The 23,062-nt window shown below is 49.0% G+C and carries 17 protein-coding genes; 7 read left to right on the top strand and 10 right to left on the bottom strand.

The genetic code is table 11. The features are described from left to right. Positions 1 to 356 precede the first annotated feature (356 nt). The 5 genes from dusB to I6E38_RS10510 all read right to left on the bottom strand — a co-directional run bounded on the left by dusB (position 357) and on the right by I6E38_RS10510 (position 5,349). Entirely contained in the window at positions 357 to 1,343 is a 987-nt protein-coding gene (gene dusB, locus I6E38_RS10530) for a tRNA dihydrouridine synthase DusB (protein ID WP_235393957.1), read from the bottom strand. Between the two features lie 34 nt (positions 1,344 to 1,377). After that, on the bottom strand, positions 1,378 to 1,842 hold the full coding sequence (locus tag I6E38_RS10525) for a MaoC family dehydratase (protein WP_235393956.1): 465 nt from the start codon (positions 1,840 to 1,842) through the stop codon (positions 1,378 to 1,380). 119 nt (positions 1,843 to 1,961) lie between these two features. Continuing rightward, positions 1,962 to 3,305, bottom strand: a complete 1,344-nt coding sequence (locus tag I6E38_RS10520) for an ATP-binding protein (protein ID WP_235393955.1) — start codon at positions 3,303 to 3,305, stop codon at positions 1,962 to 1,964. A gap of 351 nt (positions 3,306 to 3,656) precedes the next feature. Further along, a complete protein-coding gene (gene ndk, locus I6E38_RS10515) occupies positions 3,657 to 4,118 on the bottom strand; it encodes a nucleoside-diphosphate kinase (RefSeq protein ID WP_235393954.1) in 462 nt (153 codons plus the stop codon). 34 nt (positions 4,119 to 4,152) lie between these two features. After that, complete coding sequence (locus I6E38_RS10510) at positions 4,153 to 5,349, bottom strand: transglutaminase-like domain-containing protein (protein WP_235393953.1); 1,197 nt, start codon at positions 5,347 to 5,349, stop codon at positions 4,153 to 4,155. Between the two features lie 159 nt (positions 5,350 to 5,508). Here I6E38_RS10510 and I6E38_RS10505 point away from each other — a divergent pair, with 159 nt between their 5' ends. The 4 genes from I6E38_RS10505 to I6E38_RS10490 all read left to right on the top strand — a co-directional run bounded on the left by I6E38_RS10505 (position 5,509) and on the right by I6E38_RS10490 (position 8,983). Continuing rightward, a complete protein-coding gene (locus tag I6E38_RS10505) occupies positions 5,509 to 6,759 on the top strand; it encodes a peptidase U32 family protein (RefSeq protein WP_235393952.1) in 1,251 nt (416 codons plus the stop codon). Between the two features lie 6 nt (positions 6,760 to 6,765). Then, positions 6,766 to 7,191, top strand: a complete 426-nt coding sequence (locus I6E38_RS10500) for a SufE family protein (protein ID WP_235393951.1) — start codon at positions 6,766 to 6,768, stop codon at positions 7,189 to 7,191. Between the two features lie 124 nt (positions 7,192 to 7,315). Then, positions 7,316 to 8,317: a M28 family peptidase gene (locus I6E38_RS10495; RefSeq protein ID WP_407936656.1), complete on the top strand. Its 1,002-nt coding sequence runs from the start codon at positions 7,316 to 7,318 to the stop codon at positions 8,315 to 8,317. 66 nt (positions 8,318 to 8,383) lie between these two features. Further along, on the top strand, positions 8,384 to 8,983 hold the full coding sequence (locus I6E38_RS10490) for a DUF4294 domain-containing protein (RefSeq protein WP_235393958.1): 600 nt from the start codon (positions 8,384 to 8,386) through the stop codon (positions 8,981 to 8,983). Positions 8,984 to 9,005: 22 nt separating this feature from the next. Here the strand turns inward: I6E38_RS10490 and I6E38_RS10485 are convergent, their stop codons facing one another. The 5 genes from I6E38_RS10485 to I6E38_RS10465 all read right to left on the bottom strand — a co-directional run bounded on the left by I6E38_RS10485 (position 9,006) and on the right by I6E38_RS10465 (position 18,336). Continuing rightward, entirely contained in the window at positions 9,006 to 10,226 is a 1,221-nt protein-coding gene (locus tag I6E38_RS10485) for an FtsX-like permease family protein (protein WP_235393950.1), read from the bottom strand. Next, positions 10,223 to 10,558 carry a 30S ribosome-binding factor RbfA gene (rbfA, locus tag I6E38_RS10480; protein ID WP_235393949.1) on the bottom strand — a complete coding sequence of 112 codons (336 nt, stop codon included), beginning with the start codon at positions 10,556 to 10,558 and terminating at the stop codon, positions 10,223 to 10,225. The genes I6E38_RS10485 and rbfA overlap by 4 nt, the downstream gene beginning before the upstream one ends. Positions 10,559 to 10,987: 429 nt before the next feature. Continuing rightward, complete coding sequence (locus I6E38_RS10475; protein ID WP_235393948.1) at positions 10,988 to 12,727, bottom strand: RagB/SusD family nutrient uptake outer membrane protein; 1,740 nt, start codon at positions 12,725 to 12,727, stop codon at positions 10,988 to 10,990. 70 nt (positions 12,728 to 12,797) lie between these two features. Beyond that, positions 12,798 to 15,914, bottom strand: a complete 3,117-nt coding sequence (locus I6E38_RS10470; RefSeq protein WP_235393947.1) for a SusC/RagA family TonB-linked outer membrane protein — start codon at positions 15,912 to 15,914, stop codon at positions 12,798 to 12,800. Positions 15,915 to 16,110: 196 nt separating this feature from the next. Beyond that, the gene (locus I6E38_RS10465; RefSeq protein WP_235393946.1) at positions 16,111 to 18,336 is read right to left on the bottom strand and encodes a hybrid sensor histidine kinase/response regulator transcription factor; all 2,226 of its coding nucleotides are present in this window, start codon (positions 18,334 to 18,336) and stop codon (positions 16,111 to 16,113) included. 224 nt (positions 18,337 to 18,560) lie between these two features. Between I6E38_RS10465 and I6E38_RS10460 the strand changes: the two genes are divergently transcribed. From I6E38_RS10460 to I6E38_RS10450, 3 genes are all read left to right on the top strand, one after another. Beyond that, positions 18,561 to 20,285 carry a glycoside hydrolase family 32 protein gene (locus tag I6E38_RS10460; protein ID WP_235393945.1) on the top strand — a complete coding sequence of 575 codons (1,725 nt, stop codon included), beginning with the start codon at positions 18,561 to 18,563 and terminating at the stop codon, positions 20,283 to 20,285. A gap of 145 nt (positions 20,286 to 20,430) precedes the next feature. Beyond that, positions 20,431 to 21,642, top strand: a complete 1,212-nt coding sequence (locus I6E38_RS10455; RefSeq protein WP_235393944.1) for an MFS transporter — start codon at positions 20,431 to 20,433, stop codon at positions 21,640 to 21,642. Positions 21,643 to 21,922: 280 nt separating this feature from the next. After that, the gene (locus I6E38_RS10450; protein ID WP_235393943.1) at positions 21,923 to 22,795 is read left to right on the top strand and encodes a carbohydrate kinase family protein; all 873 of its coding nucleotides are present in this window, start codon (positions 21,923 to 21,925) and stop codon (positions 22,793 to 22,795) included. Positions 22,796 to 23,062: the final 267 nt, after the last annotated feature.

The following is a 23,062-nucleotide window of genomic DNA, read 5'->3' as shown; positions in this document are numbered from 1 at the left end:
GCTCTCGCTAAACGATATACAAAAGGAGGGTGCACCATAAATGACCATAGTCAATTATGACACACCCTCTTTTACCTTCCAACTGTAGTCGTTTTGCACTGCAACTGTAGTACATTTACTCTTAAAATGTAGCCCTTTTGCAATGCAAAGAAGCTACTAATGGCGAGTAGGAGTGTTTCTGACCCTTCAAAAACCGATAAAATCTGCGTTTGAAATCTCCAGAATCAATTTTTCGTTTGTAACACTTTTTTACTGCCTGTACGATATTTGCATCAGCACACAACTTTCTTTATAGTCACGAATTATCATGTATAGTCACGAATAGTCATGAATTATCCATGAATGTTTGTGATTAATTAGTGAGCATTCAGCTTCTCTCTTACTTCTTCCATTATTCCAGTCAGTTCCTCTACCGTTGTGGCTCGCAGCATAGCTATGCGGGTCTGGCGGAAGTCGGGGATGCCCTTGAATATGGGCGAGGCAGCAATATGGCGGCGTGTGTGCAGAATGCCGCGGTACTCGTCGATGCGCTCAACGTTGATGCGCAGCTGTTCGAGCAAGATGTCGAGCTTGCGGTCGAAGGTGAGCGACGTGTCTTCGGGACGGCCGTCGAGCAGGTCGCGCATCTCCTTGAATATCCATGGGCGGCCGAAGGTGGCGCGTCCTACCATCACGGCATCAACGCCATAGCGGTCGAAGGCGTCGCGTGCCTGCTCGGGAGTGCAGATGTCGCCGTTGCCGATGATGGGGATGTGTATGCGCGGGTTGCGCTTCACCTCGCCTATCAGCGTCCAGTCGGCATCGCCCGTGTACATCTGTGCCCGTGTGCGTCCGTGTATGGTCAGAGCCTGGATGCCGCAGTCTTGCAGTGCTTCAGCCAGGTCGGTGATGACCAGATTGTCGGAGTTCCATCCCAGACGCGTCTTCACGGTGACGGGCGTGTTGACTGTCTTCACCACGTTGCGTGTAATGTCGAGCAGCAGCGGTATGTTTTGCAGCATTCCGGCGCCGGCTCCTTTGCCTGCCACCTTCTTCACGGGGCAGCCGAAGTTGATGTCGATGACGTCGGGGTGCACCTCTTCGACGATGCGAGCCGCCTCAACCATCGACTCCACGTCGCGTCCGTATATCTGAATGCCTACGGGTCGCTCCTCGTCGCTGATGTGCAGTTTGCGCAGAGTGGCGTTGACCGAGCGCACCAGTGCCTCGGCACTGACAAACTCGGTGTATACCATTGATGCGCCGAAGCGCTTGCACAGATGGCGGAAGCCTATGTCGGTGACGTCCTCCATCGGTGCAAGAAACAGCGGGCGTGGCCCGAACTCTATATTACCTATCTTCATTTAGTACCTTTCTCGATTGGATTGTAGAAGGCACTTACTCGAAGTAGTAGAGGAATGTTGCGATGCCGGTGAGAGCCTTCTTGGGCGACTCCTGAATTTCGATGGCAAACTTGATCTGTACCTTGGCAATGCCGCGCAGGTTCTCGATAGAGTAGAGGTCGGCAACAAGGCGTACGTGCTCGCCCGACTTGACAGCCTGACCGAACTTCATCTTGTCCATACCGTAGTTGACCATCATCTTGAGGTTCTTCACCTCGATAATCTGGTTCCACAGATAGGGCAGCATAGAGAGTGTGAGATAGCCGTGAGCGATGGTCGACTTGAACGGGCTTTCTACTGCGGCACGCTCGGTGTCAACGTGAATCCACTGATGGTCGAGTGTGGCATCGGCAAACATGTTGATGCGCTCCTGCGAAAGTTCTACATAGTCGGATACTCCGATGTTCTTGCCGAGCAACGCGGCAAACTCATGATAGCTGTTGATGATAACTTTGCTCATAGTTGTATTTATTATTGTTTTTATGCGTATATTTTATGCAAAGGTAAGACTTTTATGCTATAATAGCAAAAAAAAGACCGGTTCCAATCAAGGAAACCGGTCTATTGCCTTTTTACGTTTTATAATTGTCGTAGCAAGAATGTCATATATAGAGGTAGCGTAAGGAATTGTCCGCTGCTGCCTACGTTAAGGTCGCCAAGTTTAATGGCATGGTTGACGTGGTATTTCTCGGGGTGTGAGAGTATAGTCTTTGAGCTTTTGATGTTTCCGTCTTTAGCCTTCACTTCCACAAGTACGCATTCGCCTTTGTATCTTGTGACAAAGTCTACCTCCAATCCCGAATCCTTACGGAAATAGTACAATCGGCGTTTCATTTTGGTGAAGATATCAGCCACAAGATTCTCGAATATGGCTCCCTTGTAGGCATGCAGGTTGCCTTGCATAATATCAAACTGCGTACCATCGTCAAGCATAGATACAAACAATCCTGTGTCTGCCATATATATCTTAAAACAGTCGTCGATGGCATTTCCGTTGAGTGGTAGTTCGGTAATAGTGAGATTTCGACATCGGGTTATAATTCCTGCATCCTCAATCCATTGTATGCTGCCAGTATATTGTGAAGCTTTAGCACCTTTGCGGATAGTAGAGTACTGAAATTTCTTGTATTCCTTGCTCAGTTGACGTGGTATTGATTCAAAACATTCGCGTATGCGTGGTTTGTCAGTATCAGAGGCATACTTCACCATATCTTCTTCATATTCAGCAACTATTCCTCGTTGTTCGGCAAGAACTCTGCCCATGTTGTGGGTATTGACAAATGTGTTTACTACAGATGGCATACCACCTACAACGGTGTATTGCAGTATGAGTTGACGCATTTTCTGATGAATAGCTTCGGGTACGGGCTGAATGCTGTCAAGGCATTCTGTTAGTTTGCCAATTATAGCTTCGCTTATCCCATTTGCCCAAAGAAACTCTTCAAAGTCAAGAGGATACATATCAATAATGGTTTCGTAGCCAACGGGGATTGACGTTTTTGAACTTTTGTTGCCACTACTGTTTCGTCTTTCGCCATATCCTTTTACTCCAAGCAATGATCCTGTGGCAATAATGTCGTAGCGACCGTCCATCTTGAAGAATTTCAAGGCGGTACGTGCAGCAGGACATTCTTGTATCTCGTCTATTATTATACATGTTTCGTTGGCTACAAACTGACTTTGTGGTATCATGGCTGATAGATTCATGACAATGTCGTCAACCCTTTTTGACCCTTCAAAGGCAAGAGCATAATCAGAGTCTTGCATAAAGTTGAGGTATACAACATTTGCATAATTCTCTTCTGCAAACTTCTGTACTATGAATGTTTTGCCACATTGTCGGCAGCCTTTTATTACGAGAGGCTTGCGATTAGAATCGTTCTTCCACGCAATGAGTTCTTCTTCAATCTTACGTTTAAGCATGACTATCAGTTGTTTAGGAGTGATTTACTTTTGTATGTGTCACTTTTCCAAGGGACTTTTTGCTTATTCGTGCCACTTTTTCAAGGGACTTTTTGTGTGTTTGTGTCACTTTTCCAAGGGACTTTTGTGCAAAGATACACTTTTTTACCCAAATAACAAGTTTTCAATGCGTGATAAACTGCCTTATAATAAACTTTTCAGTCACGAATCAGCATGAATTACCATGAATGTTTGTAACTAAAAAAAATGAGTAATTCGTGGACATTCATGACCTTTCTTTTTTAATAGTCACGAATTACCATGAATTACTCATGAATTTTGGGCATAACCTCAATTGGGGAGCTCCGCTCCCTAATCTCCGTCGGGAGCGTAGAAGTAGTCGTGCAATGGGTCGGGATATTCGAATATCTCGCCTTCGCGGAAGAAGCGCTTCATCTCGATTTCGGCTGTCTCGATAGAGTCTGAAGCGTGGATGATGTTCTCCTGACCGCTCATTGAGAGGTCGCCACGGATAGTGCCGGGAGCTGCCTTGCGTCCGTTGGTGGCACCTACGATGTTGCGCACTACGGTAACGGCGCTGTTGCCCTCAACACACATGGCGATGACGGGAGCCGACTTCATCGAGGCTGTGAGCCACGGGAAGAAGGGACGGTCAACGAGGTGGGCATAGTGCTCGTTGAGGATAGCGTCGTCGAGCTGCATCATCTTCAAGCCAACGATGCGCAGACCCTTGCGCTCAATGCGGTTGATAACTTCGCCGATGAGGCGGCGCTGTACTGTACACGGCTTTAATAAAATCAATGTTTTTTCCATAAAGATAGTATTTATAGTTGAATAAATATTTTTTTTACTTCATATACAATTTCAAGGTTGTGGTTTGGTCGCCCACTTCTACGCTTTGGCTTTCAAGTTCGCCCTTGCCGTTCATGAACTTTACTGTGTACGACTGGTTCTTCTCAACCTTGAATGTGAGTACGTCGTTCATGTCTTGCGTAGCGCCTGTGCTGCGACCGCCGAACAATTTCTCTTCGCCCTTGAATACGTCCAGATTGGTGGCTACACGGTCGCCCGAATTCTCGGCATGATCCTTGTCCTTGAACACCATCACTCTCAGGTCGACGTGATGCTCATCGGCAGGAGTGGCTGATAGCTGCGCTCTGTAAAGGCTTGTATAGCGGTCGGTAACGTTCTCGGCATGTACATAACGGATGTCCTTATCCCATACCAAGGGGAAGTAAGACCCCGTAGGCTTGAACGACGCTGCGTATATAGCCTTGCGCAGGTCTTCCTTGATGGCCTTGCCGGCATCGGTCAGGAACCACGACTTGTCCAAGTCTTCCGAAGGATAATACTCAGTGAATCGCCATTTGCCGTCAATCCACACTTCGTTCCAGTTGTGGTTGCCACGGTCGTCGTACCACGCCGGAGTGCCAGCCACACGTGAGGGGATGCCCACAGCACGGAACGCATCGGTGAGCAATATCGACAGACCCGAACATGAAGCCATGTGCTGACGCATCGACTCGTAAGGAGCCTGGTCGGGTTTCTCACGCTTAGTGTTATAGTCGACCAGCAGTTCGTCGCGTACATTCTTGTTGACAGAGTCGATAGCTTCGCGCATTGTCTTGCAGTTGGCTACGTATTTCTTGAAGCGTTCATAGAAATCCTTGCGCCAGTTTTCGCGCTTCTCGTTCAGATTGACATAAGCCACCACGTCGTTGAGGAAGATGTCGTTGGGCACCTCTTTAGCCCAGGGGAACTCAGCTCGTGCCTTATATGCATAATCCACATTCTCCAACAGGAAATTGGCAGTCAGAGCCTTGGCATCCCTTTCGGGCATATAAGCGATAAGGAAAGCCATAGCCTCCCTCTGTGTGGTAGGAGCCTGCTTCAATGCTTTCTTCAGTTCTTTGGCATTGCTGCCCGCCGTCTGCATGGTCTGGCTGATCAATTCCTGATACTGATTAGGCACACCGGCATACTTGCTTCCGGTGCAGGCAGAGAGGCATATTGCCAAAAGTACGATTAAGCTTTTGATTTTCATAATTCTTGTTCTTGGTCTATTTATGTATAGTTGATTAGTTTAACGTAGCAAATTTACATAAAAACTCACAATGTGCAAAACATTGTAAATATTAAAGATAGCTATTTTCTATTTATTTTTTGTGGTTTTACAATTATAAATCAGTAATTTTGCACCAATATGGATAATACAACAATAAAAGACTACGAGATAATGGCGCCCGTAGGCTCACGTGAGAGTCTTATGGCAGCCATACAGGCTGGTGCCGACAGTATCTATTTCGGTGTGGAGCAGTTGAACATGCGTTCACACTCTGCCAACCATTTCACCATAGACGATCTGCACGACATTGCTGCTATCTGTGCCGAGCACGGCATGAAGAGCTATCTGACCGTCAACACCATCATCTACGATGAGGATGTGGAGCTGATGCACCAGATAATCGATGCTGCCAAGAAGGCTCAGATTTCGGCTGTCATTGCGTCGGACGTGGCTGTAATGTCATACTGTCGTGAGATTGGTCAGGAGGTGCATCTGTCTACTCAGCTCAACATCAGCAATGCTGAGGCTCTGAAGTTCTACGCCCAGTTTGCCGACGTGGTGGTGCTGGCGCGTGAGCTGAACATGGACCAGGTGGCTTATATCTTCGAGCAGATTGAGAAGCAGCACATTTGCGGACCCAACGGTGAGTTGGTGCGCATTGAGATGTTCTGCCATGGAGCTTTGTGTATGGCTGTGAGCGGAAAGTGCTATATGAGCCTTATGAACACCGGACGCTCTGCCAACCGTGGCGAGTGCATGCAGATATGCCGCCGCTCGTACACCGTCACCGACAACGAGACGGGCACTCAGCTTGAGGTGGACAACAAGTACATCATGTCGCCTAAGGACCTTAAGACCATCCGCTTCATCGACCGCATGATGCGTTCGGGTGTGCGTGTGTTCAAGATTGAGGGTCGTGCACGTGGTGCTGAATATGTATATAATGTGGTGCGCTGCTACAAGGAGGCGATTCAGGCTGTGCTCGATGGCGACTTCACCGAGGAGAAGAAGGACGAATGGGACAAGCGCCTTGCCACTGTGTTCAACCGCGGATTCTGGGACGGCTACTATCAGGGTCAGACTCTGGGCGAGTGGAACAGCAACTATGGTTCGAACGCTACGGAGAAGAAGGTGTATGTTGGTCGTGGCGTGAAGTACTTCTCTAAGCTTGGTGTTGCTGAGTTCACATGCGAAGCTGCTGAGTTCAGCGTGGGCGACAAGCTGCTCATCACGGGTCCTACTACTGGCGTGATGTATGTCGATGTGGACGAAATACGCTACGACCTCAATCCCGTACAGACTGCACAGAAGGGACAGCACGTGTCGTTCCGTGTGCCGGGCAAGATTCGCCCGAGTGATAAATTGTTTAAGATTGTTGTGGTTGAATAAGAAAAAATGAGCATAAACGAAATACAAGACGAAGTCATTGAGCAGTTTCAAGACTTCACCGACTGGATGGACAAATACCAGTTGCTGATTGACCTGGGTGGCGAACTGGAGCCGCTCGACGCTAAGTATAAAACCGAACAGAACCTTATAGACGGTTGTCAGAGCCGTGTGTGGGTGCAGTGCGACATGACCGACGACGGTCGTCTGGTGTTCACTGCCGACAGCGACGCCCTCATCGTGAAGGGAATCATCGCCCTGCTTATTCAGGTTATAAGCGGACACACTCCGCGCGAGATTCTCGATGCCGACCTCTACTTCATCGACCGCATCGGACTCAAAGACCATCTGTCGCCGACACGTTCCAACGGATTGCTGGCTATGGTGAAGCAGATACGTATGTACGCCTTGGCGTATGAAGCGAAGAAGAATTAGGAATTTTGAGTTTTGAGTTTTGAATTGGTCGGCTTCGCCGATTTGGAATTATTCAATTTGGAATTAGGAATTATTCAATTTGGAATTTTGAGTTCTTCAATTTTTGAGTTTTTGAATTTTAATTATGAAATCGATATTCTCTATATTATTCGCATTTCTTGTGGTGGCAATGGCATGCTCGTGCATGTCGTGCAAGAGTTCGCGCAAGTCGGCTACTGAGCCTGACACCGTTGCTCTTGTAGGTCCGACATTCAATGCCGACTCGGCTTATGCCTTCTGTGCCAAGCAGTGCAGCTTCGGTCCGCGCTTGATGAACACTGAGGCACACGACAAGTGTGGCGAATGGATAATGAAGCAGTTTGCAGGCTACGGAATGAAGGTGGAGACGCAGGATGCCGAGCTCAAGGCTTGGGACGGCACTATGCTCCGTTCGCGCAATATATGGGCACGCTTCCGCCCCGAACAGACCACACGCATATTGCTGTGCGCCCATTGGGATTGCCGTCCGTGGGCTGACAACGACCCCGACTCAACCAATTGGCGCAAGCCCGTTATGGGTGCCAACGACGGAGCGAGCGGTGTGGCAGTGATGTTGGAGCTGGCGCGCGTCATAAGCAACGACTCTACACTCAACGTAGGTGTCGACTTCGTGTGCTTCGATGCCGAAGACTACGGCGTGCCGCAGTGGTCCTCAGCCCCCGACTCGCAAGACTCATGGGCACTCGGCGCTCAGTATTGGGCAGAACATCAGCCCCAGGGCTATGAGGCACGATACGGTGTGCTGCTCGACATGGTAGGCGGCGAGGGAGCACGATTCTATCAGGAGTCTGTGTCGAAGCAGTATGCTTCAGAGATTGTAAATAAGGTGTGGCGCACAGCGTCGCAGATAGGCTACGGCTCGTACTTCCCCATGCAGGAAGGCGGCATGATAACCGACGACCACGTGCCCGTCAACGAGAAGGCTGGAATAGCCTGCATCGACATCATACCGTTCTATCCCGACTGCCAGCAGAGCTCGTTCGGCCCCACATGGCACACCATCAACGACACTATGGAGCACATCGACCGCGCCACACTCAAGGCTGTAGGACAGACAATGGTGCAGATATTGTATTCGGAAAAGTAATAGGAAAAAATGAAGAGAAGCAATCGCAACATAATATTGTTGGTCGTGTTGCTTGCGTTCTGCGCCATGTCAGCACGTGCGCAGAACAACGGCAGCCGCCGTGTCAACCCCGAGGATCGCGAGGTGGATTTGAATACGCCTACCCTGGTGCCTATGGTTAAGGTGGGCAAGGTGCTGCACGATGGCGACAGCATACAGTATGTCGAACTGAACACGCTGTATGTCTATCCGCAACCCGTGTTCACTGACGAGCGTCAGCGGCAGGCTTACAACCGTCTTGTGGCAAACATCAAGAAGGTGTTGCCTATAGCCAAGGAGGTGAACTCGATAATCATTGAGACCTACGAGTTTCTGCAGACACTGCCCAACAAGAAGGCTAAGGACGAACACATGCAACGTGTGGAGAAGAGTATACGCAAGGAGTATACACCGCGCATGAAGAAGCTGACGTATTCGCAGGGCAAGTTGTTGATAAAACTGGTGTACCGCGAGTGCAATTCGTCGTCGTATCAACTGATACAGGCGTTTCTCGGTCCTATTAGGGCTGGTTTCTATCAGGCGTTCGCCTCGTTGTTCGGTGCGTCGCTGACAAAAAAATATGACGCAGAAGGCGTCGATAAATATACCGAGCGCATTGTGCGTCAAGTAGAAGCGGGACAGCTGTAGAGCTGCCCCGTTTTTTTTTGTTTTAAACTTTAAGCTTGCGTGTAGGAATCCACGCTGCAGCCCAACCTATGAGCAGCACCGTGACAAACACTATCGCCACGTCGTCGTAATGGACGCTCACTGGGTAGGCGTTGACTACGAACGAGCCAGCCGAGTCGCCCATGTGTACCAATCCGAACTCTTGCTGCAGCCAGCAGAGCAGCAGTCCGAGCAATATGCCCACGACGGCACCGATGGCTGATATGATGCGTCCTTCGAAGAGGAATATGCTGCGTATCTGCTTGTCGGTAGCACCGAGGTTGCGCAGAGTGGCAGCGTCGGCCTTCTTGTCGATGATGAGCATTGAGAGCGACGATATGATGTTGAAGCATGCCACCATAAGTATGAACGTCAGGAATACGTATGCCAGCACCTTCTCAATCTGCATGATGTTGAACGTGTCCGACTGCTGTTCGAAACGGTCGAGCACCCTATACTTCGAGCCTACTATCTCGCGCATCTGTTTCTTCACAGCCCCGAGGTCGCTGCCCGGCTTCAGTCGTATCTGTAGCGACGAGAGCATGCCGTCCTGGTCGAACAGTCGGCGTGCGAAGCCTATGGAGCATATCACACGGTCGCGGTCGTATTTGGCTTGGTTGACGGCAAATACGACGCCCGGCGATATGAGCGAGTCGACCACAAAGCCTTCAGATGGGTCGGCAAGCTCGGTAATCTGTCCGCGACGTACAGGAGCGTACAGCTTCAGATAGCCCTCGAAGCGTGCGCCCAGTCCCATGTCCTGCGCCAGTCGGATGCCCGGAATGGCATAGAACAGATTGGCTGCCTGCAATGAGAACTCACCGTCGCCATACAGGATGTCGCCAATATTGGTGAGTTGGGTGAAGTTGTCGTCCACTCCCATGACGGTCACCATCTGCTGACGGTCGCCATATACAGCCAGACCCTGGTCCTCAAGCACGTCGGTGTGTACACCCACTTCGGGCATCTTGCGTATCTGGTCGAGCAATGGGTCGTCGGCAGGAGCCGTCTTGCCTTGTGTCGGCACAAGTTCAATCTGTGGGTCGAAGTTGGTGAAGAACGACGCCACGAGGTCGTGGAATCCGTTGAACACGCTCAGCACAATCACCAGTGCCATGGTGCCCACAGCCACGCCTACCACCGAAATGGCTGAAATGACGTTAATGGCGTTAGTCGACTTCTTCGAGAAGACATAGCGTCGTGCTATAAAGAACGGGAAATTCATTTTTTCAGCAGTTCGTCAATGCGTTCGATGTAGTCGAGCGAGTCGTCGATGAAGAATCTGAGTTCGGGGATGATGCGCAGCTGGTTGCGTACGCGAGTGCCCAGTTCGTAGCGTATTGTCTTCTCGTTGGCTGTAACGTTCTTGATAAGTTCCTCGGCTTTTTCCGAAGGGAAAATGCTGAGATAGGCTGTGCAGATGCTGAGGTCGGGCGACACACGGCAGCGTGTCACGCTCACCATAATGCCGTGCATGGCACGTGTCTGCGACTGGAATATAAGGCTCAGCTCCTTCTGCAGGAGTCGTGCTATACGATTTTGTCTTGTTTCTTGCATGTTGTTATCTGTTTAAATCTTTTTTATGTTATGCTATATTATATGCAAAGATAGTGCAAATTGAGCGCAATACAAAACAAAATAATGTTGTTCTTGTTGTTATATGTTGTTTTTGTTGACTATTTAGTCTGGTTTCCCATTAAGTAGATTTATCGTATCGGTAAATTCTGACACCAATTCCATAAAGTTAGGGTTGTCTTTTCTTATTATCAATGCTGCATAATTTTCGTTTTCTTCATCGTCATACACAATTTGTGGAGGAAAAAGATATCACCGAGGGTGGCAAGGCTGAGGTGAAGAACATGAAGGTTTACAAGCTCGGACTGTAAACCGCAGTATAAAAAAGTAGCGGAGGTTCACTTCACAGTGACCTCCGCTACTTTTTTATTTCTATATATTATAATTACAACTAAAACCCTTAGCGATTATTTAGTAGTTCTTGTTCTGTTTGTACAATCCCGGCACATAGTAGAGCTGGTTGTATGGTATCGGATAGAACTCGTTCTTGCCAGCTGTGTAGTGGGCATCCTTCAGATATGTGGCGTAGGTCTGTCCGTCGTACACATCCTTCTGCTCATTGGCGAAGTAAGCATTGAGCGTCTTGGAAGCAATGCCCCAACGGCGTAGGTCGAAGTAGCGTCCGTTCTCCATAGCGAGTTCCAGTCGGCGCTCCCAGCGCAGACACTTACGTGCAGTCTCCTTGTTCTGGAAGTAAGACTCGGGGTAGAGTGCTATGTCGCACTGATTCTCTGCGTATGCGATGTGCTTGTCTACTGAGTTCTTGGCACGCTGGCGGATGTCGTTGATGATAGAGCGAGCCTCGGCGAGGTTGTCAGTTTCGATGAGAGCCTCAGCACGCATAAGCATCACGTCGGTGTAGCGGAACACGTAGTCGTTCATTGCGAAAGCCTGCCATGATCCGTTGTAGGTCTCGCCCTTAGAGCGCTGCGGCACTTCCTTCATCGAGCAGTAGTAGCCGTAAGTGTTAGGTGTGCGGCTATTAGCCTTAGTGAGGGTGTATTCTTCTTCATACTTGTATGGGAATGTCGGCATGCCCACGGTATGGAAGAGGCGTGGATCCCACTTCTGAGCATTCGGCTTGCCGTTAACCGGATAGTCGATGGTCTTGTTGTAGTCATCAAATTCAGGCAGACCATTCTTTGTCTTGAATGCACTCACAAGGTCCTGTGACGGTTTGTGGAAATCCCATCCGCATGACCACATACCCCATACACCATTAAGCACATTGCTCCAGTTGGCACGACCGAATGTTGTGTTGTCGTTCTTGTAGTCAGATGTCTGTACGGCGAAGATGCTCTCCTTGCTGTTCTTCTCTTCGGGAAGGAAGATGTCGCCATAGTCTTCAAGATAGCCATAGTTGGGCGAGTTCTTCACCACATTAGTATATTCCACCACCTTCTGCATATATTCCTTATTGATATGGTCGTAGCCGTTGGTGGCCTCGTAGCCGTCGCCGTATGCGAGGGTGAGATAGCACTTGGCGAGATACGATGCAGCAGCGATCTTGTTGGCGCGGTTCTTGTCTTTCTGTACTTCTGGCAGCACGTCGTAGGCCTCCTTAAAGTCGGCTATAATCTTATCGAACAGCTGCTCGTATGTAAACTCGTCGTTGCGAGTCTGCTCCTGAAGTTTGTTCTTAGTGACGTTCTCGTCTATCCAAGGCACCTGGCGGAACATGGTGATGAGCTTGAAGTAGAAGTGTGCGCGGAGGAACTTCACTTCAGCTATGCGCTGCTTGCATGTCTCTTCGCCCAGTTTGGTGTTGCCATACTGCTCAAGCGAGAGCAATGCGCGGTTGCAACGGCTCACAGCACAATAAAGGCGATACCAGAGTTCGTCAAATTCGCCTGGCGTGGAAGTCATTGTAGACCATATCTCCATGGGATGATAGCCAGTGTCGGTGGTACCCGAACCGCCCTTCAAGCAATCGTCTGACGACAAGTCGCCATAGGGCCAGAGGTTGAACGGATAAGAATACCAGCAGTCGCCGAGCATGGCGTATGCTGAAGTCACCATTTCATCGGGTCGGCTGAAAGCCTTGTCCTCATCGATGACACCCTTCGGTGACTCATCGAGGAAGTCGCTGCATGATGTTGCTGTGGTAAGTGTCAGCATCGCTGCGAATATGTATTTATATAGATTTTTCATTGTTTGTATTCTTTAAATTGTTTGGATTTCTTGTTATATACACCAATTATATATATGTCTCCAACTTATATTAGAAGCTAACCTGCAGTCCGAACGACACTGACGAAGAGTGAGGATAAGCCCAGTTGGGGTTCTCAGGGTCGGAGATGGTGAAGCTGTTGCTCTTTAATGTGAATAGATTCTGACCTGAAACATATACACGAGCCGATGTCATGTGCAGTTTCTTCAAGAGCGAGTCAGCGAAGTTGTAGCCAATCTGAAGCGTGCGCAGCTTCATCCAGTTGCCATGCTCTACGAAGTATGACGATGCACGTCCCTCGTCGCCAGTATTGTTTGTGGTAAGAGCAGGGATAGAAGACGATGTATTGTCTTTGGTCCATGCTCCAAGCATGCGGTTGCCCTTGTTGCTTCCGGCATCGGTGATGCTCCAGAAGTCGGTCTGGAATTTCTGGTTGTTATATACATCCACACCGCAGACTCCCTGGAAGAACATCGAAAGGTCGAAGTTCTTGTAGCCGAGCTGTACGTTCAGACCCCAGTTGAAGTCGGGTACCGGATTGAAAATCCAAGTCTGGTCGTTGGCATCGATAGTGCCGCTGTCGTCGAGGTCGGCATATTTGAGTCCGCCCACACGTGCGTTAGGCTGTCCGGAAGCCTTCGCTTCCTCTTTGCTCTGATATAGTCCTTCAACCACGTAGCCCACGATAGAGCCATAAGGCTGCTTTGACTGCACAAGGTTCTCCTTCATTGTGTGTGCATACGAGCCGGTGGTTGTAGAAGGTAGGTATGTAACCTTGTTGCGGAAGAAGTCGAAATTGGCAGATACGTCGTAACGCAGACCGTACTTTGTGGTGTGGCGATAGCCTACGTTTGCCTCCATACCCACGTTGCGGAGCGACGGACCATTCGACCAGGTTGAGCCGCCCTCACCCACTGCGCCAAGGAAAGCCGGCGAGATGAGCATGTCCTTGACATCCTTGATATATGCGTCGACAGCTCCATAGAGTTCCTGGTTGAATAGTGAGAAGTCGGCACCTACGTTATACTGTATTGTAGTCTCCCACTTCAGGTTGTCGTTGCCAGTCTGTGTAGCGCGGAATCCAGATGGGAAGATGCCAGTGCTTTGACGATAAAGGTCGTAAGCGGTAGATGTTACACGGTCTAAACCGTAGTCAGCGACATAGAGTCCGTAGCGGGCTGTGTTCGAAATCTCCTGGTTACCAGTCTTACCCCATGATGCACGAATCTTAAGATCGTCTATCCATGATGCCTTGAGGTTCTTCGAAAGACGATAGCCAAGTGTAGCAGCGGGGAAGTTACCATAACGGTTGTTCTTGCCAAAACGTGAGCTACCGTCACGACGTATGGTGAATGATGCGAGAACGAGGTCTTGCCAGTTGTAGTCAACCTTTCCGAAGAATGATGCCAATGTGTATCCAGAACCAATACCTGTTGCTCTCTCAATACCTGTTGCGGCATCTGGCCACATATAGTCCTTGTCTTCAATTACGAATGTCTGTGCGTAAGATCCCATATCCTCTACAGTCTGCTTGTGCAACTCCATACCAGCGAGCACCGTAAAGTCGTGGTCGCGTGCTATCTTGAAGTTGTAGTTGGCAGTGTTACTCCATGTCCAGCGAACGTCGTCGTGGGCAGAGAGCGTTGTGCTTGGAATGTCATTGTTGACGATGTCCGACTTGAATGTGTGGTTCATTGAGTGAATGAACGAGTGATAGTAGTCAAGACCAAAGTTAGAACGGAGCACAAGTCCCTTCAGTGGTTTCACGTCAACATAGGCATTGCCAAAGATACGCCATATCTTTAGGGCGTTGTCGCGGTTCATATACATTTCGCGCAGAGGGTTCTGACGGTCGCTCATGCCACCTACTGGTCCGCCAAATGTGGTGCCGTCCTCTTCATATACAGGAACTGTAGGCGACATCTTTAGCGCATTCTCCATTGGTGCGCAGTCCACCTGCTTTGAATAAGTGACTGTAGCATTCTCGCCAACACTTACTATCTTGTTGACATTGTATGTAGAGTTGAATCGGGCTGAGAAGTTCTCGAAGTTTGAATACTTCAATATACCGTCGTTCTTCTTGTATCCAGCAGAGAAGAGACCCGTGAACTTATCAGTAGCTCCAGAAAGAGAAAGGTCGTAGCTCTGCATGAATCCAGTGCGTGATATCTCGTCGAGCCAGTCAGTATCGGACAGTCTCATCGTCTTCTTGGCATTGATGTAGCCATCGTATGCACCATTGACGGTGTATGTCTTGTAGCTATTGGTGGCTGGGTCGTATGCCTTGATAGTGCGTCCGCTGGATGCATTGAAGTCGAGACCATAGTTACGGGCATAAGCCACAGGGTCGATGCCGTCGTTGAGGGCAGCCTGAGCCATTGCTGTGGCATACTCAGATGTGTTGCAGAGCTTCATCATAGACTGCGAGTTGTAGAACTGAGCCGTAAGATTTGTTGAGAAATCAACGTTCAGCTTGCTACCCTTCTTGCCACGCTTAGTGGTGATGATGATGACACCATTGGCAGCACGCGAACCATATATAGATGCCGAAGCCGCATCCTTGAGCACCTGCATACTCTCGATGTCGTTCATGTTGAGCGAATTGAGGGCTGTTGTTGTAGGCACACCGTCAATAACGAAGAGTGGATCTTGTGATGAGTTGAACGAACCAATACCACGTATACGAACCGTACCCGTGCCAATAGGCGAGCCGTCGGTAGTGATAGTCATGCCTGGCACCTTGCCTTGCAAAGAGCGCATAGGGTCGGTATCGGCAGACGATTTGAGGTCTTTGGCGCTCACTACCGACACCGAACCAGTCAGGTCGGCCTTGCGCTGCACTTGATAACCAGTCACAACGACCTCGCCCAATACCTCTGAGTTGTCTTGAAGTACAATTTTGAGATTTTCGCCAGCCTTTACTTCCTGGTCCTTACATCCTATATAAGAGATGATAAGGGTTTCGCCGGGTTTTACATTGAGTTTGAAGTTACCGTCAATGTCGGTAACAGTGCCCATGTTGTTGGCTCCTTTCACCTTCACCGAAGCACCGATGATAGGTTCACCAGTGTTGTCGGTCACCGTTCCGCCAATGCCGTTGGTCTGTGCGTATACGCCAGATCCGGCGAGCATGAGCATACTTACTAAAGCTACTTTTGCTTTTTTCATAAGATATACGTTTTTTGTTTTTGGTTTAAGTTTGCGTCTTTTAACGGTTGCAAAGTTATAGGATAAAAAATAAGTGACATTTCATGAATCGTTCACAAAATATCACTCATGTTACATGCAACAATCGTTGACGGGATAGTCAAAAATGTTGAGTTTTTTGTTCTGTTGTGCCAATTATTTTATTTAGTTATGTAAACTAAACCTTCATTTCCTCTCTTACATCCGTTGGATACTTGTCATATTGTTTTTTAAAACATGACGAAAAATAGCCTGGAGTGGCAAATCCTACTTCGTTGGCAATTTCGGATACTGTCTTGTCGGTGGTCTTGAGCAGTTGCATGGCTCGTTTGAGTCGTGTCTCGCGCAGTATTTCAACGGGAGTCATGCCCGTAAGGGCTTTCACCTTACGGTATAGCTGCACGCGCGACAGTCCAACTTCGTCGCCAAGGTCTTCAATCTTGAGATTGGTGTTCGACATATGCTTCTCCATTGCCTTGAGGAATGTATCGAGGAATCGTCGGTCGGGAGAAGGAGAGTGTTGAGTGTTGAGTGTTGAATGTTGAGTTGATGGCTGCTCTGATTGCGAATTTTGAGCATTGAACAGTTGGCGAAGCTTCTGGCGATTGGCAAGAAGTGATGCTATGTTTGCAACAAGCAGGTCGGCACTGAACGGTTTGGTCATATACATGTCGGCACCGGTCTGCATACCCTCAATATACTGCTGTTCGCTGCTGCGGGCAGTGAGCAACAGCACCGGAATATGGCTTGTCGCCTCATGTTGCTTTAGTCGTGAGCAGAAAGTAAGTCCGTCCATTACTGGCATCATCACATCCGACACCACAATGTCGGGCACACTCTCCACGGCAAGTTTCAGTCCGCTCTGGCCGTCGGCTGCCTCTATCACATAATAGCGATCGAGCAAGAGTGTGCGCAGATAGGCACGCATGTCGGTATTGTCGTCAACGATAAGCACGGTGGCGAGTTCGTCGGCATTGTCGTTAATCAGAGTGTCGTGACGACTCTCCTGCACCGACTTTTGGCTTGCAATGAGTTGCTCGTCGGTTGTAGCGGTGGAGTCGTCGATGGTAGCGCGATTCTCCCGGCGGAACAGTAGCACGTCGCTCACAAGGCGTTGTAGTTGCTCCACGTTGCGCTTAATGATGTCAATAAGTTGCTGCGAATCGCCTTTGCCAGCAGCCAGTTGGCTGACGGGACCAGCTATAAGCGTAAGCGGAGTGCGCAACTGATGTGACGCATTGGTGAAGAATCGGGTCTGTTCGTCGTTCAGTTCGCGCATACGACGGTTGGCACGGCGTGTAGCACGCACGGCACGCCATGTGGTGAAAACAGCCACAGCCAATAGCAAGATGACGAGCATTGACACAATGAGCAGAGCACGTTGTATGTGATAGAAGCCCAGATAAGTCTCAAGTTTAGATTGTATCGTAGCAAGATATTGGTTTTGCTTCATTAGCGAGTTGCTACTCAGCGAAATGTCAGCTACATTTTGCGGTGTTATAACAAAGCTCTTCAGGTTGTTAACACGTTCAAATGGTTTGCCCTCAAGAATGCGCACGGCAAGAGCTATCACCTCCTCGCCATGGGTAGGGTAGATATATGAAGCTGCGAGCTGTCCGTTTTGAATAGCGTCTATGCCTTCACCAGGTAGCCCGTCAATACCAAGAAAACGGATGTCGTGCTCCTTGTGAAATTCTTTGGCTGCCTCATAAGCACCAAAAACAACAAAATCACTGTGGCAGAATACAACATCTACATTTTTGCCATCCTTCAACCATCGTTGCATTATACGTTTACAGTCGTCGTATGACCATTGACCTGGCACATGATGATACTCAATGGATGGATATTGTTTCATTGTTTCGCTAAAACCAGAATGTCGTTGTACAGCTGGGGACATATCTGATGGTCCACTCATTTCCAATACAATTGGTCGTCGACCTTCCGTCTTCACGCTGTCACGACACAGCATTGCTGCATATTCCGCCATCTTGCGTCCAGCCTCAACATTGTCGCCACCTATATAAGCGGTATAGTCGGTCATGGCTGTGATACGGTCGTAGAAGACAATGGGGATGTTTTTGTCGCGAGCACGTTGCAGACTGCCATTCAGAACATGAAAGTCATTAGGCGAAACCACGAGCAGGTCGACACCCTCATCAACGAGGCTATCAATCTGCCGGCATTGGCGTTCGTTGCTATTGTCGGCATTCTTTATAATCACCTTAACGTCGGTGTCATAGAGATGCTGTGCCGATAGCATCTCAATGTTGGCTTTCTCGCGCCAGCGTCCACCCACACATTGTGACACACCTATTTTATATTTATAATTGATAGTGCAGCTGGTGGCGAGTGTTAGCGTTGCTAACAGTATTAATAATGTATGATAAGTTTTGGTTTTCATAAAAAGATAGGTTTATAGGGTTTCCAATAGCAAAATTAAATAATTTATTGATAATAAACAACCAACAATTTAGACATTTAAATGAAAAATTGTTTCATCTGCCAATTCTTACAAGTTTTGGAAACATAAGTCATATACCAATTATAATATAAAATGTAATTTTGCGACAGAAACCAAACACCTACAGTTCAAACTTTTTGGATAATTTAAAAACCTATATTAATATGAACAAGAATTTATTCAGCCGTACTGCGGCAACATCGTTTGTATTGGGGCTTGCAATGGCTGCCTCGGCACAACAGGCTAATTTCCTTAGCAACAACCACTGCATCTACCGTGTAGACAACTCACAGAAAGTGCTTCTTCTGCCGGTGCAGGAGAAGGCAGAGATGTGCAATGTCAAGGTGATTGATGGCAACAGTCAGGTGAAGGCATTCAACATCCGTCTCGCTTCCAACCACATCGACTATTATGTGCCGCTCTACATCAGCGAGTACAAGAACAGCAAGAACATCTCTCTCGACATTCATGTCAATGGCACCTATCGTAACGATGGTGGTGTTTCGAGCTTCACTTGCTGGAAGAACATGAAGTATGCCGACTCATACGACATGACAAATACAGAGCAGTATCGTCCCGTCTATCATCATACTCCGGCATACGGATGGATGAACGATCCTAACGGCATGTTCTATAAGGACGGCGTATGGAATCTCTATTATCAGTATAATCCATACGGATCGCAATGGGAGAACATGACCTGGGGTCACTCAACATCCAAAGACCTCCTGCATTGGGAATTCCAGGGAGAGGCTGTAGAGCCAGACGTATGGGGTACGATATTCTCAGGTTCGGCTGTTGTGGACCACAACAACACTGCCGGATTCGGCAACGGAACAGTGGTGGCTATGTATACGTCGGCTGGCGAAAACCAGACACAGAGCCTGGCATACAGCACAGACAATGGCAAGACATTCACAAAGTATGAAGGCAACCCCATAATTACAAGCAATACGCCCGACTTCCGCGACCCGCACATGTTCTGGAACGAGGACATCAAGAAATGGAACATGATTCTCGCAGAGGGTCAGCACATGAACATCTATTCGTCTGACGACCTCAAGGCGTGGAAGCTCGAAAGCCAGTTCGGTGCGGAATACGGCAATCACAGCGGCGTTTGGGAATGTCCGGACCTTATGAAGTTGCGTGTACGCGGCACTGACAAGTACAAGTGGATGCTCATTTGCAACATCAACCCTGGCGGTCCGTTCGGTGGTTCAGCCACACAGTACTTCGTAGGCGACTTCGACGGTAAGAAATTCACATGCGAGACAGCACCCGAGGTGACACGATGGATGGACTACGGCAAAGACCACTATGCCACAGTAACCTTCGACAACGCTCCCAACGGACGCCACGTGGCAATAGCATGGATGAGCAACTGGCAGTATGCCAACCAGGTACCAACCAAGCAGTATCGCTCGTGCAACTCAATTCCGCGCGACCTCGACCTCTACGAATACGAAGGCAATACATATTGCGGCGTAACTCCGTCGCCTGAGCTTACAGCAGCACGTCCGAAGAAGTCTACTAAGACTCTGAGCGAATCGTGCGAAGTAGTAGTTACACTCAAGGGCAATGCCACCATCACACTCTACAACGACAAGGGCGAGCAGGTAGTTATGACTTACGACGACAAGATTCGCACATTCACAATGGATTGCACCAAGAGCGGACTCAAGGACTTCAGCGACGACTTCGCTGCCGTTACAACAGCCCCCGTACATGGCAAGATGACTCACCTACGACTCTTCATCGACAAGAGCAGCATTGAGGCATTCGATGCCGAGGGCCGCATGGCAATGACCAACCTCGTATTCCCCACCAAGCCTTACAACAAGATTATAGTCAAGGGCAAGGGCAAATATGTGGTGTATAATTTGAAGTAATGTATCAAATATTGCAGAAATGTTGTATGATACATTTTTGCAATCGGATGTAACATAATTTATAGTATCTCTGCTGCATAAACGATAACTTTGCAGCAGAGATTTTTAAAACAATCAGCTAATAACTAAAAAGTTTATACTCAAAATGAGCAACTCAAACTCAAGCAAACTTACGCTCATCCCGGTGATGATAGCATTCTTCACAATGGGATTTGTCGACCTCGTCGGCGCAGTGTCGAACAATATGCAGGAAGACTTCGGACTGTCTGATTCGGCAGCCAACTTCTTTCCCTCGCTCGTGTTCTTCTGGTTCCTTATCTTCTCAGTGCCCACGGGCATGCTGATGAACAAGATCGGACGCAAGAAGACCGTGCTGCTGTCTATCATCATTACAACTCTGGCAGTGTTCCTGCCACTCTTCGATAGCTTCATGCCTACCAAGGAGAGCCAGCTCTGGCTGATGTACATCTCGTTCTCGCTCCTCGGCATAGGCAACGCAATCATGCAGACATCAATCAACCCGCTGGTGACAATGCTCGTCAAGGGCCACCTGGCTTCGACACTCACCTTCGGACAGTTCGTTAAGGCCATCGCCTCGTTCATCGCTCCGCTCATCGCAGCATGGGGCGCTACGACAACGGCTCCTATCTTCGGACTCAGCTGGCGCATACTGTTCCTCCTTTTCTTCGTAGTGGGTATGATTGCCACTCTGTGGCTCGGCATGACCAGCATTGAGGAAGAGCCAATTGAAGGCAAGGCTTCAGGCTTTGTCGACTGCCTGAAGATGCTCGGTTCGCCCATCATCCTGCTCTCGTTCATCGGCATCATGTGCCATGTGGGCATCGACGTTGGCACCAACGCCGTAGCTCCTAAGATTCTTCTGGAACGTCTTGGCGGTGCTGGCGACACGCTCAGCCAGTTTGAATATGCCACATCCGTATACTTCGCATTCCGTACACTCGGCTGTTTCACAGGCTCGATACTTATGCGCAAGCTCAACATCCGCACCTTCTTCACCATCATCGTGCTTATGATGGCGCTGTCGATGGTAGGATTTGTGTTCGGCACAGAGAAATGGGAGCTTTGGGCTGCTATCGCCCTCGTAGGCTACGGCAACTCTAACGTCTTCTCAATCGTGTTCTCGCAGGCTATGCTCTCGGCTCCCGAGAAGAAGAACGAGGTATCTGGATTGATGATCATGGGCCTCTTCGGTGGCACAGTATTCCCGCTCTTCATGGGATTTGCAAGCGATGCTGCCAAGGCTGCCGGAGCACAGTATCCGCAGATTTGGGCTGCCGCAGTAATGGCAGTAGGAGTAGTTTATTTGCTCTCTTATATTCCTAAGGTTAAGCAGTAAAAAGCCCCACCCCCTGCCCCTCCCCCGTAGGGAGGGGAGTAGAATGACTTGAAGATTGAGAAGCGGGATTAGGACTTGGCAAGGTTTTCAAGAGGGCTTAAAAAGGCATAGTAAGGCTTAAAGAGGCTCAATAAGGCCACAGCAGCAATGCTGAAGATGTTTAATTTACTAAATACATTAATATAAAACAAACCAAAAACCGACACCCATTGTCGCACATCACTATCCTCACATGTGTTGAGAGGTTGTAGATAGGGCTTGGGCTATTATTATTATCATTATGAATACAAAATACGTAGTAGGTCTTGGTGAGGCACTCTGGGATGTGCTTCCTGAGGGAAAGAAACTTGGTGGTGCTCCTGCAAACTTCGCATTCCATGCAGGACAGTTCGGACTCAACTCCATCGCTGTCAGTGCTCTTGGCGAGGACAAGCTCGCAGAGGAGACAATACAGCAGCTCGAAGAGAAGAAGTTGCAGTATTGCATGCCGCGTGTGCCCTATCCAACTGGCACCGTTCAGGTGACACTCGACGAAGAAGGCATACCCACATATGATATTAAGGAGAACGTAGCATGGGACAATATCCCATTCACCGACGAAGTTAAGGCTATTGCCGAGAACGCACGCGCCGTATGCTGGGGCTCGTTGGCTCAGCGCAACGTAGTGAGCCGTGAGTCCATCTATAAGTTCCTCGACGCTACACCGAAGGACTGCATGAAGATTTTCGACATCAACCTGCGCCAGAACTTCTATACCAAGGAGATTATCTGCGAGAGCATGAAGCGTTGCAACGTGCTTAAGATCAACGACGAGGAATTGGTTCTCATCGGCAGAATGTTCGGCTATCCAGGTCTCGACATCGAGAACAAGTGCTGGCTCATACTCGGCAAGTACGACCTCGACATGCTCGTGCTCACCTGCGGCACCAACGGCAGCTACGTATTCACACCTGGCTCTATGTCGTTCCAGCCCACACCCAAGGTTGAAGTGGCTGACACGGTAGGCGCAGGCGACTCGTTCACCGGCACCTTCTGCGCTTCTATCCTCGCTGGTATGAGCGTTGCCGATGCTCACAAGCGCGCCGTACACGTAAGCGCATACGTTTGCACCCAGAACGGTGCAATGCCAGTGCTGCCCGAAGATATTAAATAAAAAGCCCCACCCCCTGCCCCTCCCCCGTAGGGAGGGGAGTGGTATGTAGCGGAGGTTATGGCATTCTTGCCGTAGCCTCCGCTATTGCGTATATAGGAGGTTATGGCGTTAGCTCGTATAATTCACTTTTTACACACCCTCATCCTACGGCTACATTCGACAATAAGGTGTAGTAGCCTATGATGTTTGACAACAATAAAGCGCAGGAGACAACGGTATTTACTCCCCTCCCTACGGGGAAGGGGTCGGGGGTAGGGCTTTGTGGGG

This window comes from Leyella stercorea, from assembly GCF_021531355.1.
In the GTDB taxonomy this organism is placed as follows: Bacteria; Bacteroidota; Bacteroidia; order Bacteroidales; family Bacteroidaceae; genus Prevotella.
This window is presented reverse-complemented; position numbering and strand designations above follow the sequence as displayed.